Raw genomic sequence first — 12,637 nt, 5'->3', positions numbered from 1 at the left:
CCGGTGACGACCGGTGAAACCGCGACCGGCGGGCATGGGCGGCGCCGGGGTGGGTAGGCGAGCGGCATGACTACGACACATCCCCTCGCCCTCGTCACCGGCGCCGCCCGTGGTATCGGCTACGAGTTGGCGCGCGAATTCGCCGACCGCGGCTACGACGTGGTCATGGCCGCCGAGGACACCGCCGTCGAAGCGGCGGCCGACCGCATCCGCCGGCCGGGCCACGAGGTGCGCGCGGTCCAGGTGGACCTGCGCACCTCCGAGGGCGTCGAGCGGCTGTATTCGGCGGCCACCGAGGACGAGCGCCCGCTCGACGCGGTCGCGCTCAACGCGGGCGTCGGTCGCGGCGGCGCCTTCACCGAGACCGACCTGGCCGACGAACTGTCCATCGTGGACCTCAACGTGCGCTCGACCGTGCACCTGGCCAAGCTGGTGCTCGGCGACATGGTGCGCCGCGATGCCGGCGGCCTGTTGTTCACCTCCTCGGTGGCCTCGATGATGCCCGGCGCCCGGCAGGCGGTCTACAACGCCTCGAAGTCGTTCGTGCAGTCCTTCGCCGAGGCGCTGCGCGAGGAGGTCCGCGACACCGGCGTGACGGTCACCGCGCTGATGCCCGGCCCCACCGACACCGACTTCTTCCGCCGCGCCGGGCTGCTCGACACGCCCGTGGGCCGCGGACCCAAGGAAGATCCGGCCAAGGTGGCCCGGCAGGGCATCGAGGCGCTGCTGGCCGACAAACAGAAGGTGATCGGCGGCTCACTGCCCACCCGTGCGATCGCCACTGTCACCCAGGTGCTGCCCGACTCGGTGAAGGCGACCGCGAACCGGCTGATGTCGGCCGCGCTGCCGCACCGCTCCTGACTACTCGATCAGTTTCTCCTGGCGCAGCCAGTCGTAGGCGACATCGGCGGGGTCCTCGCCGTCGATGTCGACGCGGCCGTTGAGTTCCTGCATCAGGTCGTCGGTGAGGCGTTCGGAGATGGTGCCGAGCAGGGTGCGCAGTTCCGGGTGCCGCTCGAGCACCGCGGCGCGCACCACGGCGGTGCCGCTGTAGGGCAGGAAGAACTTCTTGTCGTCGTCGAGCACGACCAGGTCGAGGTTCTTCACGCGCCCGTCGGTGGTGTAGATCATGCCGAAATGGCAGGGGGCGCCCTTGGCGGTCGCGGTGTAGACGACACCGGCGTCCATCCGGGTGACGTTGGCGACCGGCACCCCGGCCGGGTCGTTGTAGGGGATGCCGTAGGTCTGCAACATCGGCAGGAAACCGTCGGAGCGGCTGAAGAATTCGTCGTCCACGCAGAAGGTGCGGTCGGCGACCGGCAGCGCCGCGACATCCGACAGCGACCGCACGCCGAGCCGCTCGGCCGTCGCGCGGGAGGCGCCGAAGGCGTAGGTGTCGTTGAAGTTGGCCGGTGGCAGCCACTCGAGGTCGTATTCGCTCTTCTCGATGTCGTGCACCTGCCGCCACAGCTCCTGCGGATCGGAAATGGTCTCGGTGCGGTTGTGGTAGTTCACCCAGCCGGTGCCGGTGTACTCCCACAGCACGTCGGCGTCGCCGTTGAGCTGGGCCTGCCGCGACGAGGCCGAGCCGGGCGCGCCGGTCATGTCGACGACGTCGGCGCCCGCGGCCGCCAGATAGGTGGCGGTGATCTTGCCGAGCAGCACGCCCTCGGTGAAGCTCTTCGACGTCACCACAAGTTCGGCCCCCGCCAGCGGCCGGGCGCCGTCGGGCAGCCGCGCGTCGTGGAAGGTGCCCGAGGAACTGACCAGGCCGCAGCCGGCCAGCAGCGCGACCACGGCGGCGAGCAGCGCGAGCCGGGGGCCTGTGGTGCCACACCTGGTCATGCCACACCTCGCGGGGTCGCGGCCAGCTCCACGAGGCGGCCGAGCCAGTCGATGATCAGTGCCAGCAACCCCACCAGGATCGCGCCGGAGACCAGCAGTTTGGGCAGGAACAGCGTGACACCGGTGGTGATCAGGGTGCCCAGGCTGGTCGCGCCGATGAAGGTGCTCAGGGTGGCGGTGCCGACCAGGATCACCAGCGCGGTGCGCACGCCGTTGAGGATCACCGGCACCGCCAGCGGCAGTTCCACCTGCACGAGCGTGCGCGCGGCGGAAAAGCCGATGCCGCGCGAGGCCTCGATGGTGCGCTGATCCACCTGCCGCAGCCCCACGATGGTGTTCTGCAGGATCGGCAGCACCGCGTAGACGACCAGGCCGACCACCGCGGTGCGGAATCCGGTGCCGAGCCAGAACGTGAACAGCACCAGCAGGCCCACCGCCGGGGCGGCCTGGCCGATGTTGGCGATGTTGACCGCGAGCGGTTCGAGACGTTTCAGCGCGGGCCGGGTGAGCGCGATGCCGAGCGGGATCGCCACCGCCACCACGATCGCGGTGGCCACCACGGTCAGCTTGATGTGGGACAGGATCGTGGTCTGCAGGTTGTCCCAGCCCAGCGCGGCCTGCTCGGTGGCGCTGAACGTCGCTGACCGGTACCACAGCAGGTAGCCGACGCCGATGACGAGGATGACGACCGGTTCGAACCAGACGTCGAGCGGAACGCGACGTACCCGGCTCACGACGGCGCGTCCGCCCCGTACTCGTCGTCGGCGGCCACCACCGGCGTCGGCGCCGGATCGCTGCCGTCGACGTAGGTGGCGTAGGAGGGCTCTTCGCCGACGGCGCGGCTCTCGGCGAGCTTGTCGCGGATCACCTCGGTGACCGCGTCGATGCTCAGCGATCCCACCACCGCACCGCGCCCGTCGGTGACCAGGGTGGCGCCCTGGCTGGTGGCCAGCATGGCGTCGAGCGCGTCGTTCAGCGTCGAGGACCGGGCCACCACCGGCAGCCGCCGGTCCAGATAGTCCGACACCTCCGGTTTGCTGGCCAGCTCGCTCAGCGAGGGCCACGACCGGGGCCTGCCCGCGGAATCGACCACCACCACCCAGGTCTGGCCCGCGGCCCTGGCGCGCCGGATCACCTCCTGGGCGGGCTCACCGATCCGGGCGGTGACGACCTCGTCGTAGGGGACGTCGCGCACCCGGGACACCGTGAGGTAGGCCAGTTTCGCGCCGGACCCGACGAACTCCTCCACGAACGGTGTCGCCGGGTTGGTCAGGATCTCCTCGGGCGCCGCGTACTGCTCGATGTGGCCGCCCTGGGACAGGATGAGCACCTTGTCGCCGAGCTTGGTGGCCTCTTCGAAATCGTGGGTGACCACGACGATGGTCTTGCCGAGTTCGTGCTGGATGGCGATCAGGCTGTCCTGCAGCCGCGCCCGGGTGATCGGGTCGACCGCGCCGAACGGCTCGTCCATGAGCAGCACCGGCGGGTCGGCGGCCAGCGCGCGGGCCACGCCGACGCGCTGCTGCTGGCCGCCGGACATGTCCTTGGGCAGCCGGTCGGCGAACTCGGCGGGGTCGAGGCCGACCAGGTCCAGCAGGTATTCGGTGCGCTCGGCGATGCGCTTACGGTCCCAGCCGAGCACGCGCGGGATCGCGCCGATGTTCTTGGCGACCGACCAGTGCGGGAACAACCCGCCGGACTGGATGACGTAGCCGATGGACTGGCGCAGCTTGTCCGGGTCCTCGCGGGTCACGTCGCGGTCGCCGATGAAGATCCGGCCCTCGGTCGGTTCGATCAGCCGGTTGATCATCTTGAGTGTGGTCGTCTTGCCACAGCCGGACGGGCCGACGAAGGCGACCATCTGGCCCGCCTCGATCTCCAGATCCAGCCGCCGCACCGCGGGCGTGTCCTGGCCCTTGTAGCGCTTGACCACCCCGTCGAGCCGGATGGCGGCGCCGGTGACGTTGCGGGTGGGCGGGGCGGTCGCGGTGGTCGCCTCATCGGTCATGACAGTCCCTTTGCGATCGTGAGCCGTCCGAGCAGGACGAGCAGCGCGTCGAACACCAACGCGATGACAACGATGAGGATGGTGCCGGTGAGTGCCATTTCCAGCGCGTTGGCGCCGCCGAGCCGGGACAGGCCGTTGAAGATCAGCGAGCCGAGCCCCGGCCCGAGCACATAGGCGACGATGGCGGCCACGCCGACGATCATCTGGGTGGACACCCGGATTCCGGTGAGGATCACCGGCCAGGCGATCGGCAATTCGACGGTCAGCAGAATGCGCCAGCGTGAAAAGCCGATTCCGCGCGCGGATTCCACCACCGAGGCGGGCACCGAACGAAATCCGACGATCGCGTTGCCGATCACCGGCAGCGCCGCGAAAAACGTCAGCATGAGAAACGAGGGCACCACGCCGAGTCCGAACGGCACCAGCAGCAACGCCAGCAATGCCAGCGAAGGGATGGTGAGCGCGACTCGGCTCGAGGTCAGCGTCAGCGCCGAGGCCAGCGGCAACCGGTAGACCGCCACCGCGATGAGCACCGCGATCACGGTGCCGACCAGCACCGTCTGAAAGGCCAGGGACGCATGCTGATAGGTGAGGAACGCCAGCACCTCGCCCCGTCCCCGGATATAGCTCCACAACTGCACGGCGATTCCCATCGTCAGCCGAACACCGGTGTCGGTACCGGTTCCGCGAGCGGTCGAATACTAAACGACATCCCGGTGATCGGCGCGGAACAACGCCGAATCACCGGGCGCACGCGTCGTTTCGACCGGCACATCGCCGGCGGGATTTCCCCGGAACGGGCCGACTATTCCTCGGAGTGCTCGATCGGTGGTCAGGCGGCCCGGATCGCGGTCTCGGCGGCGGTGTAGTGATCGGCGTTCCCGGCGATCACGGTGCTGGGCCGCCCGTCCACGCCCACCGGCACCGATCCGGCCAGCGTGATGCGGGTGAGCCTGCGGTGCTCGCTGCCGTCGTAGTCGTCGATCGCGTAGTGCTGGGTGGCGCGGTTGTCCCAGATCGCGACGTCGCCGGGGGCCCAGTGCCAGCGGGTGGTGTGCTCGAGCCGGGTCACCCGATCCTGGAACAGCCGGAACAGCGCGTGCGATTCGGTGCTGGGCAGGCCGACGATCCGCTTCACGAAATGCCCGAGCAGCAGGGCACGCTCGCCGGTGTCGGGGTGCACCTCCACCACCGGGTGCTCGGTCTCGTAGTAGGTGGATTCGAATTCGCGGCGGTAGGCGCGCACGTTCTCGTCCGGGCGGTCCTCGGCCTCGGCGGCGTAGTCGTAGAGGTTGGTGTGGCGGGCCCGCAGACCCTCGGCGAGCCGCTTGAGCGGATCGGGCAACGAGTTGTAGGCGGCGACGGTGGAGGCCCAGGTGGTGGAGCCGCCGTAGCTGGGCAGCCGTTCGGCCCGCAGGATCGAGGCCTTGGGCACGCGGTCGACGAAGGTGACGTCGGTGTGCCAGCTGTTGGCGCGCCCGTGCCGGGAGTCGATGGCCAGGCTCTTGACCCCGGCGGAGGTGACCGTCGGATGCGGGGTGGTCGGCGTGCCGAGCAACTGCGCGAACTCGTACTGGCCGTCCTCGGTGAGGTGGTCCTGGCCGCGGAAGAAGATCACCTTGTGCTCGTGCAGCGCCGCGCGCACGGCCGTCACCGTTTCCGGGTCGAGGTCGCCGCCGAGCCGCACCCCCTCGACCACCGCGCCGATGTGCGCTCCGAGCTTGACCGCCCGCACGGCGGATTGGGAAACGACGGACATGGCAGTGCCTTTCGCTCGAACCTCACGATCGACACCGATGGAATCAGCCGCGCGCGTCGGCGGGCAGGGTTGTCCTCAGCGGGATTCGAAATCCCGTGGCGACCGCCGATCGGCGCGTCCACGCAGGTCACGCGGGCGACACGACAGGCGGCCCGGGCGCGACACGCCGTGCTGATTCCCGCCGGGCGCCGTCGACCACCGCGATTGCTGACCCGTAGCGGCGACGCCGCTCACTCTCCCGAGCCGGGTCGCTCGGCCGCGTCGGCCGGAACCAGACGGCTCAGCGGGACCGGGAACGGATAGCGGCCGGGGGCGTCCTCGGGGAGTTCGGACGCCTCGATGAACGCCTGCTCACCGTCGATCTGCACGATCCGGAACACCGAGATGCCGGATTCGGTCACCCTCACCAGATCACCCACCTGCACGGTGGCAGGATAACTTGAACCGACCGATCGGCCTTGTTTGCCGGTGGGACACCGGCGGCGCGTCGGCGCACCCCGCCGTCGGGAGAGGCCGAAACCGACCGATGGGATGGGATTTCCGCCCAGCTCAGGCGGGTATTTTTCAGGAGTCGATATCGGCCCCTACCGCGAGGAGCCCCTGATGTGCGGCACCAGCCTGAGCGCCAGCGCGAGCGCGCGAATCCGCTCGACCACCGACGCGACCCGCCGCGGTGAGGTGACCGAGCGACATTCCGGGCCGCACGCGCTCGCCGAACCGAGCCCGTCCGGCGAGCCGGTCACCGCGGGCGAGCAGGTGGACTGACCCACCTGCCGGCGGCGCGCGGGCCCGCGCACGTGCCCGGACCCATGCCGAGCAGTCTTCTGCACGGTACGAGCCCGGCCGTCCAGGTGACTCGCAATTCTTGCTGCGATGACCGCGGAAGCCCGGGTACGGCAGGTATCAGAACTCCGATATCAAGGGGATAACGCCTACTTCCAGCCTCTCCCCACGGGGCGATACAAATGGTAAGTTAATAGTGATTCTGTTCAGTGACCATCGTCTCTCACGCCGGGACTCCGGGCATCGCGATGGTCGGGCTCGACGAGGAGCGACGACATGGATGGACTCGACGTTCTCCGGACGGCAACCGACCGCACCCCCGTCGGCAGCCGGGCGCGCGACGCGCTCCGGTAAGCGGGATACGGGGGTGCATCATGGTCACACGCCGGCAGACGATCGCCGCGACCTGCGCGGCCGCAGCCCTGATCGGCGGCCTCCCGCTCACCCTGGCCCCGGCCGTGCACGCGGCACCGCCGCGCTGCCCGGATCTCTTCGTCGTGGCGATCCCGGGGACCTGGGAGACCTCCGTGACCGAGCCGGGGCGCGGCATGCTCGCCGCGGTGGTGGACGACCTGCCCGGTGACGTGGCGGTCGAGTTCGTGCACTATCCGGCCACCGCGTTCCCCTGGGAGGGCGAGGTCTACGGCCGCTCGAAGAACGAGGCGTTCGTCAAGGCGCGGCAGGCGGTGGCGGCGGTCGCGCAGTCGTGCGACGCCACCCGTTTCGCGCTGCTCGGCTACAGTCAGGGCGCCGACGCGGCCGGGGATCTGGCCGCCGAGATCGGCACCGGGCTCGGTGTGGTCGCCCCCCACCGGGTCGAACTGGTCGGGCTGATCGCCGATCCGCGCCGCTCCCCCACCGACAACCTCATCGGTCCCCCGGTGCCGGGGGCGGGCGCGGTCGGTCCCCGCATCGGCGGGTTCGGCCGGCTCAGCCGCACCACCTACACCTTCTGCGCGCCGGGCGATCTGTACTGCGCCATGCCCGACGGGGATTTCGCCGGGCGGATCGCCGGATTCGTCGTCCAGCTGTCGAATCCGGATCCCGCGAAGATCGACAGCTACCAGCGGCAGGCCGACCAGTTGATCACCGACGCCCTCGCGGCGGGCGGGCTCGGCTTGCTCGCCGACCAGCTCAACGCCGCGGCCTACGAGGAGCGCAGAAGGCAGGTGGACGACTTCCTCAATTCCGGTGTGCACCAGAGCTATCCGCACTACCGAGTCGGCCGTGACGAGACCACCGCGCTGAGCTGGCTGCGCCGTCGCCTCCTGGAGGTGATCCGCCGCTGACGGGGCTACCCCGCCGCGGGCACCCAGGTGCCGTGCAATCCGGCGGGCACCCGGATCGGCATCCGTACCGAGGCCACCGGTCCGGCCGCCGGGTCGGCGGCGGCGAGGATATGGAACCACGAGGACATGTCGCGTCGGTCGGTGGCGAGGGTTCCCCAGTAGGCGTGCTCGGCGCCGGGCAGATGGATCGGCTCACCGACGGCGTGATCGCCGGCATCCCACCAGGTTTCGGTGCCCCGTTCGGTGTCGACGAACAACAGCGCGGTGCGGTCGCCGGAGCCGTCGCGCCTGCCCGCCGTGGCGACGACCCCGTGCGGGCGGCCGATGCGGCGGTCGTCGATCCGGGGGAATTCCACCGGGTGCATGGCGATCTCGTCGCGGGCCACCGCTCCCGAGGCGGGATCGACGACGGCACGGACCACGCCGCCGCGCTGGGGTGTGCTCACCCGGGCCAGGCCGCTCGGGTAGTTCCACTGGACGTAGTCGAGCACGATCCGGCCCCGGTCGTCGTCGAAGGCGTTGGCGAAGTGCCAGACCCAGAAGGTGTCGGTCTCGGCCCACCGCACCGGACCGCCGTCGCGCGGGATCATCGCGATCCTGGTGCCCGCGGCGGGGCGCCAGTCCAGCAGCGAGCCGCCGTTCAACAGGGCGGGGATGTCGAAGACGAGCGGGGCGAGCACCAGCACCAGATACCGCTCGGTCAGCGCCATGTCGTGGATCATGATCGGCTCGGTGACGCCGTCGACCGGGGTGGGCGCGCGCAGCACGTCGCCCGCCCGGCTCACCACCGACCACGCCAGGTAGGGCGACTCGAGCCGGTAGGTGAACAGCACCAACTCGCCGGTGCCCGGGTCGATCTTGGGGTGCGCGGTGCTGCCCAGCGCCATCGCGCCACCGCAGTCGTCGCGGCCGAGCGTGGCCAGGTCGGCCGGGTCGATCCGGTAGGGCAGGTCGCTCTCGGCCATCGCCAGCAGCTTGCCCGAATGCGCGACGACGTTGATGTCGGGCAGGTGCCTGCTGGTGCCCGCGAGTTCGGGACCGACCAGATCGGCGCCGGGCGTGTAGGGGTCGGTGATCCCCGCCCAGAGCGCGTGTCCGACACGCTCCTCGGCCACCACCATCGGGGTGCGGACGAAGCGGTTGAGGTAGCTCGCGCGTCCGTCCTCGATCCGGACGCGGTGCACCATCGCGTCACCGTCGAGCGGGTAGACGAAGGTACCGATGGGGTCGAAGCGCGGGTTCGGGCCGTTGCGGAAGTAGGTGCCGTGCAGGTCGGGCGGAATGGTGCCGGTGACCGGCAGGTCCACCGCCTCGACCTCGCGGCGCTGCGGGGCGAAGACACCGCTCAGGTACGGGGTGCGGGCGAGGTCCACCGGCGCGGGTGGGGTGGAGGTGGTCATCCGGGTCTCCCCTCGGCTGGTGGCCCCGGCCGTCGCGGGCCTGTCGGAAACGATACGCGTCGGCTATCGTTCTCTCGGCGTAGTACGGCAGGAATCAGTTCCGTCCGGCGGCCTCGGCGAGGTCGCCGTCACACCGACGGATGCCCGTCGAGGTGCGGTTTCTTCGAGCGGCAGCCGAGGGAGGATCGGCGATGGCACCGATCGCGCGTCTGTTGGGCTCGGCGGCCGCGGCGCTGGCCCTCGTGCTGGTCTCCGCGCTGGTCTCCGCGGGTGCCGCCTTCGCCCAGCCCCCGCCCGCGGACGACCCCTTCTACAGCTACGATGCGCCGCTGACCGGAGTGGCACCGGGCACCGTGCTACGCACCCGGCCCGTGCCCTTCGCCGCGCCGAATCTCACCACGCCGGTGTCGAGCACCCAGGCGCTCTACCGCACCACCGACCAGTTCGACCGCCCGGTGACCACCGTGGCCACGGTGCTGCGGCCGTTGCTGCCCGGTCCGGTGCGGCTGATGTCCTACCACATGGCCTACGACGCGCTCGGCTCGCAATGCGATCCGTCCTACACGCTCACCGGCCACGGCGACAGCGGCGTGGCGCTGGCCGAACAGGCCGTGATCGCCGGGTATCTCGCCGCCGGATACACCGTGGTGGTGCCCGATTACGAAGGGCCGCGGCTGGAATGGACCGTCGGCAGGCAGTCCGGATACGCCGCGCTCGACGGAATCCGCGCGGCACTCGGCGTGTTGGCGCTGCCTGCCTCCACACCCGTGGCGATGATCGGCTACTCCGGTGGCTCGGTGCCCACCCAGTGGGCCGCCGAGGTCGCCCCCCGGTACGCGCCGGAACTGAACCTCGTCGGCGCCGCGGCCGGCGGCCTGCCCGTCGATCTGGCCCACAATCTGCCCTACATCAGCGGCAGCGCGCAGTGGGCCGGCGTCATCCCCGCGCTGGTGGTGGCCTACACCCGCGCCTACGGCCTCGATCCCGCCGCGTTCCTGTCCGCGCGCGGCGCCGAGGTTGTCGCGCAGGTGGAGACCGGTTGTATCGGCCAATTCGCCGCCGCCTACCCCGGACTCACCGACGCCGACATGGTGCGCGCGCCCTACACCTCGCTGCTGGATGTGCCGTCGGTGGTGGCCGCGGTGGACGACAACATCATGGGCACGGCGGGCACCCCGGCGATCCCGCTGCTGCTCGCGGTCGGCCAGGCCGACGCGGTCGGCGATTCGGTGATGGTCACCGCCGATGTGGCGGGCCTGGCGCACGAGTACTGCACGCGCGGTGTCGCGGTCACCTACACCCGTTTCGCCGGGCTCGATCACGGGGCCGCGTTCGCGCCCTTCCAAGCCGAGGCCGCCCGCTTCCTCACCGATCGGTTCGCCGGGAGGCCGCCCGGCACCAACTGCGCCGAGGTCGGCCCCGGCAATGATCTCGCGCCTACTCCCCTGCCCCGTTAGCGCCTCAGACCAGCGGTTTGCCGAGTGCGCGCCGCCGCCGCATGTCCGCCAGGTGCTTGCTCAACGGGTATCGGCGCCGCCGCTGCGGTCCGCGGCGCAGCACCTCACCGATGGCCCGCATGATCACCTCGAAGGCACGCTGTCGGCGCGGCCCCCACGACAGGTCGAGTTCGTCGCGGAACCGCTGCGGCAGAAAGCCGGTGGTGAAGAACCGGTCCGGACCCGAGCGGACGTGCCGGTGCGAACTGTCGGTCGCGGCCCGATAGGCGGCGCGTTCCTCGTCGGTGCCCCACAGGGCGACGGCCAGATAGGGACACCGGTTCGCCGGGCGGGCTCCCGGGTATCCCCGCACCCACGAGGCCGTCACCGGCCACGCCACGCCGACGGAGGACCGCATGCCCGCATCGCCGGACCGCCCCCGCGCCGTCGCGTTACGTGCGCTCAAACTCGGTGACCTGCTCGTCGCGGTCCCGGCACTGCACGCGCTGCGGCGCGCACTGCCCGAACATCGGATCAGCCTCGCCGCCACCGGCTGGCTGGCGCCGATGGTGCCGCTGCTCGACGCCGTCGACGATTTCGTCCCGCTCACCGGTCTCGTGCCGTTCACCCTCGACACCCCACCCGACGTCGCGGTGAACCTGCACGGCGCGGGCCCACCCAGCACCACCATCCTCGACGCGCTGACCCCGCGCCGCCGCATCGGCCACGCCGGCGGCGGCTGGTCCGGCCCGGACTGGCACGACGATCTGCCCGAACGCCACCGCTGGTGCCGCATGGTCCGCGCACACGGCATCCCCGCCGACCCGGAGGAGGTGTGGCTCGTCGAGCCCGCCGTCCCGTCGCCGCGCCCGGGCGCGACGCTGGTCCACCCCGGCGGCCGCTACGGCGCGAAACGCTGGCCACCCGAACGGTTCTCGGCGGTGGCGCGCGCGCTCGCCGCCCGCAGGCACGGGGCACCCGGCAGCACCGTCAGGCGCCGTGGAGCGCCGCACGGAGCACCGAGACCGCTTGGGCGACCGCGGCTTGGGCCGCTTCGGTGCCGTGCATCGAGTTCACCATGACGAAGTCGTGGATGATTCCGCCGTAGCGGGTCTGGATCACCGGCACGCCCGCGGCGCGCAGCTTGCCGGCGAAGGCCTCGCCCTCGTCGCGCAGCACATCGGCCTCCGCGGTGATGACCAGGGCGGGCGGCAGACCGGCCAGCTGCTCGATGCTCGCCCGCAACGGGGAGGCGGTGATCTGGGCCCGGTCGGACTCGCTGGTGGTGTACTGATCCCAGAACCACCGCATGCCCTCCCGGCTCAGGAAGTAGCCCTCGGCGAACTGCTCGTAGGAGCCGGTGTCGAAGTTCGCGTCGGTCACCGGGTAGAACAGCACCTGCTGCACGAAGGACAGGTCGCCGCGCTCCTTGGCCATCAGCGTCAGCGCGATGGCCATGTTGCCGCCCACCGAGTCCCCGGCCACCGCGATCCGCGTGCTGTCGAGCCCCTTGCTCGCGCCCTCGGCCGCCACCCACTGCGCCACCCGGTAGGACTGTTCGTTCGCGACCGGGTAGTGCACCTCGGGCGAGCGGTCGTACTCGGGGAAGACCACCGCGGCCCGGGCGCCGATCGCCAGGTCGCGCACCAGCCGGTCGTGGGTGTGCGCGTTGCCGAACACCCAGCCCGCCCCGTGCGTGTAGACGATCACCGGCAGCGGGCCCTCGACGGCCGGGGGCTTGACGATCCTGGCCCGCACCGAACCGGTCGGCCCGCCCGGCACGGTGATCCATTGCTCGTCGATCGCGGGCTTCTCGATCGGCGAATCCTGTACCGCGTCCACCGCCTTGCGGCCCTCCTCCGGCGGCAGCTGGTACAGGAACGGCGGCTGCGAGGTCGCGTCGACGAATTCCTGCGCGGCCGCCTCGAGCGGAAGGTTGTGCGGATTGCCTGCCATGTCGGTCCCTTTCGCCGGGTGGAGGCGCCGACCGGGCCGATGCCCGGGCGCCGTCCCCAGTCTTCCCGTCGACACCCGGCCGCGCCCCTCGCGACGGGCCGGGAAAACCCCGGATCGGGACATGCCCCGCCGAGGGGTTGCTACGGTGACGCCATGCGCTC

At 71.0% G+C, this 12,637-nt stretch carries 14 protein-coding genes; 5 read left to right on the top strand and 9 right to left on the bottom strand.

The window, feature by feature from the left end:
- Positions 1 to 66 precede the first annotated feature (66 nt).
- Positions 67 to 861: an SDR family NAD(P)-dependent oxidoreductase gene (locus AMO33_RS04005; RefSeq protein WP_060590618.1), complete on the top strand. Its 795-nt coding sequence runs from the start codon at positions 67 to 69 to the stop codon at positions 859 to 861.
- Here the strand turns inward: AMO33_RS04005 and AMO33_RS04000 are convergent, their stop codons facing one another.
- The 6 genes from AMO33_RS04000 to AMO33_RS03975 all read right to left on the bottom strand — a co-directional run bounded on the left by AMO33_RS04000 (position 862) and on the right by AMO33_RS03975 (position 6,037).
- A complete protein-coding gene (locus tag AMO33_RS04000) occupies positions 862 to 1,845 on the bottom strand; it encodes a glycine betaine ABC transporter substrate-binding protein (protein ID WP_011209782.1) in 984 nt (327 codons plus the stop codon). It abuts the gene before it with no gap.
- The gene (locus AMO33_RS03995; protein WP_011209783.1) at positions 1,842 to 2,579 is read right to left on the bottom strand and encodes an ABC transporter permease; all 738 of its coding nucleotides are present in this window, start codon (positions 2,577 to 2,579) and stop codon (positions 1,842 to 1,844) included. Before AMO33_RS03995 ends, AMO33_RS04000 begins: the two co-directional genes overlap by 4 nt.
- Positions 2,576 to 3,853 carry an ABC transporter ATP-binding protein gene (locus AMO33_RS03990; protein WP_060590616.1) on the bottom strand — a complete coding sequence of 426 codons (1,278 nt, stop codon included), beginning with the start codon at positions 3,851 to 3,853 and terminating at the stop codon, positions 2,576 to 2,578. The genes AMO33_RS03995 and AMO33_RS03990 overlap by 4 nt, the downstream gene beginning before the upstream one ends.
- Positions 3,850 to 4,506, bottom strand: coding sequence for an ABC transporter permease (locus AMO33_RS03985; RefSeq protein WP_220275836.1), 657 nt, complete (start codon positions 4,504 to 4,506; stop codon positions 3,850 to 3,852). The genes AMO33_RS03990 and AMO33_RS03985 overlap by 4 nt, the downstream gene beginning before the upstream one ends.
- Before the next feature lie 179 nt (positions 4,507 to 4,685).
- Positions 4,686 to 5,612 (bottom strand): TauD/TfdA dioxygenase family protein, encoded by a 927-nt coding sequence (locus tag AMO33_RS03980; protein ID WP_060590614.1) that lies wholly within the window; start codon positions 5,610 to 5,612, stop codon positions 4,686 to 4,688.
- Between the two features lie 230 nt (positions 5,613 to 5,842).
- Positions 5,843 to 6,037 (bottom strand): hypothetical protein, encoded by a 195-nt coding sequence (locus tag AMO33_RS03975; RefSeq protein WP_060590612.1) that lies wholly within the window; start codon positions 6,035 to 6,037, stop codon positions 5,843 to 5,845.
- A 178-nt stretch (positions 6,038 to 6,215) separates the two neighbouring features.
- Between AMO33_RS03975 and AMO33_RS31285 the strand changes: the two genes are divergently transcribed.
- Complete coding sequence (locus AMO33_RS31285; RefSeq protein ID WP_159005442.1) at positions 6,216 to 6,377, top strand: hypothetical protein; 162 nt, start codon at positions 6,216 to 6,218, stop codon at positions 6,375 to 6,377.
- A gap of 392 nt (positions 6,378 to 6,769) precedes the next feature.
- Positions 6,770 to 7,684, top strand: a complete 915-nt coding sequence (locus AMO33_RS03970; RefSeq protein WP_060590610.1) for a cutinase family protein — start codon at positions 6,770 to 6,772, stop codon at positions 7,682 to 7,684.
- Between the two features lie 5 nt (positions 7,685 to 7,689).
- Here AMO33_RS03970 and AMO33_RS03965 read toward each other — a convergent pair whose 3' ends face one another.
- On the bottom strand, positions 7,690 to 9,084 hold the full coding sequence (locus AMO33_RS03965) for a carotenoid oxygenase family protein (protein ID WP_060590608.1): 1,395 nt from the start codon (positions 9,082 to 9,084) through the stop codon (positions 7,690 to 7,692).
- Positions 9,085 to 9,275: 191 nt separating this feature from the next.
- Here AMO33_RS03965 and AMO33_RS03960 point away from each other — a divergent pair, with 191 nt between their 5' ends.
- Complete coding sequence (locus AMO33_RS03960) at positions 9,276 to 10,541, top strand: lipase family protein (RefSeq protein WP_060590606.1); 1,266 nt, start codon at positions 9,276 to 9,278, stop codon at positions 10,539 to 10,541.
- A gap of 4 nt (positions 10,542 to 10,545) precedes the next feature.
- Here the strand turns inward: AMO33_RS03960 and AMO33_RS03955 are convergent, their stop codons facing one another.
- The gene (locus AMO33_RS03955; RefSeq protein WP_060590604.1) at positions 10,546 to 10,938 is read right to left on the bottom strand and encodes an oxygenase MpaB family protein; all 393 of its coding nucleotides are present in this window, start codon (positions 10,936 to 10,938) and stop codon (positions 10,546 to 10,548) included.
- Between AMO33_RS03955 and AMO33_RS30910 the strand changes: the two genes are divergently transcribed.
- The gene (locus tag AMO33_RS30910; protein ID WP_062954127.1) at positions 10,937 to 11,602 is read left to right on the top strand and encodes a glycosyltransferase family 9 protein; all 666 of its coding nucleotides are present in this window, start codon (positions 10,937 to 10,939) and stop codon (positions 11,600 to 11,602) included. The genes AMO33_RS03955 and AMO33_RS30910 overlap by 2 nt on opposite strands.
- Here AMO33_RS30910 and AMO33_RS03945 read toward each other — a convergent pair.
- Positions 11,511 to 12,476: an alpha/beta hydrolase gene (locus AMO33_RS03945; RefSeq protein ID WP_060590601.1), complete on the bottom strand. Its 966-nt coding sequence runs from the start codon at positions 12,474 to 12,476 to the stop codon at positions 11,511 to 11,513. The genes AMO33_RS30910 and AMO33_RS03945 overlap by 92 nt on opposite strands.
- Positions 12,477 to 12,637 lie beyond the last annotated feature (161 nt).

This window comes from Nocardia farcinica (assembly GCF_001182745.1).
Taxonomy (GTDB): domain Bacteria; phylum Actinomycetota; class Actinomycetes; order Mycobacteriales; family Mycobacteriaceae; genus Nocardia; species Nocardia farcinica.
Note: the sequence above shows the minus strand (reverse complement) of the source record. Positions and strands in the feature narration are given on the sequence as shown.

Coding starts and splice junctions, on each gene's coding strand:
- AMO33_RS03965 (WP_060590608.1), bottom strand. CDS start 9,084: ATGACCACCTCCACCCCACCCGCGCCGGTGGACCTCGCCCGCACCCCG.
- AMO33_RS03955 (WP_060590604.1), bottom strand. CDS start 10,938: ATGCGGTCCTCCGTCGGCGTGGCGTGGCCGGTGACGGCCTCGTGGGTG.
- AMO33_RS03985 (WP_220275836.1), bottom strand. CDS start 4,506: ATGGGAATCGCCGTGCAGTTGTGGAGCTATATCCGGGGACGGGGCGAG.
- AMO33_RS30910 (WP_062954127.1), top strand. CDS start 10,937: ATGCCCGCATCGCCGGACCGCCCCCGCGCCGTCGCGTTACGTGCGCTC.
- AMO33_RS03990 (WP_060590616.1), bottom strand. CDS start 3,853: ATGACCGATGAGGCGACCACCGCGACCGCCCCGCCCACCCGCAACGTC.
- AMO33_RS31285 (WP_159005442.1), top strand. CDS start 6,216: ATGTGCGGCACCAGCCTGAGCGCCAGCGCGAGCGCGCGAATCCGCTCG.
- AMO33_RS03960 (WP_060590606.1), top strand. CDS start 9,276: ATGGCACCGATCGCGCGTCTGTTGGGCTCGGCGGCCGCGGCGCTGGCC.
- AMO33_RS04005 (WP_060590618.1), top strand. CDS start 67: ATGACTACGACACATCCCCTCGCCCTCGTCACCGGCGCCGCCCGTGGT.
- AMO33_RS03945 (WP_060590601.1), bottom strand. CDS start 12,476: ATGGCAGGCAATCCGCACAACCTTCCGCTCGAGGCGGCCGCGCAGGAA.
- AMO33_RS03970 (WP_060590610.1), top strand. CDS start 6,770: ATGGTCACACGCCGGCAGACGATCGCCGCGACCTGCGCGGCCGCAGCC.
- AMO33_RS03980 (WP_060590614.1), bottom strand. CDS start 5,612: ATGTCCGTCGTTTCCCAATCCGCCGTGCGGGCGGTCAAGCTCGGAGCG.
- AMO33_RS04000 (WP_011209782.1), bottom strand. CDS start 1,845: ATGACCAGGTGTGGCACCACAGGCCCCCGGCTCGCGCTGCTCGCCGCC.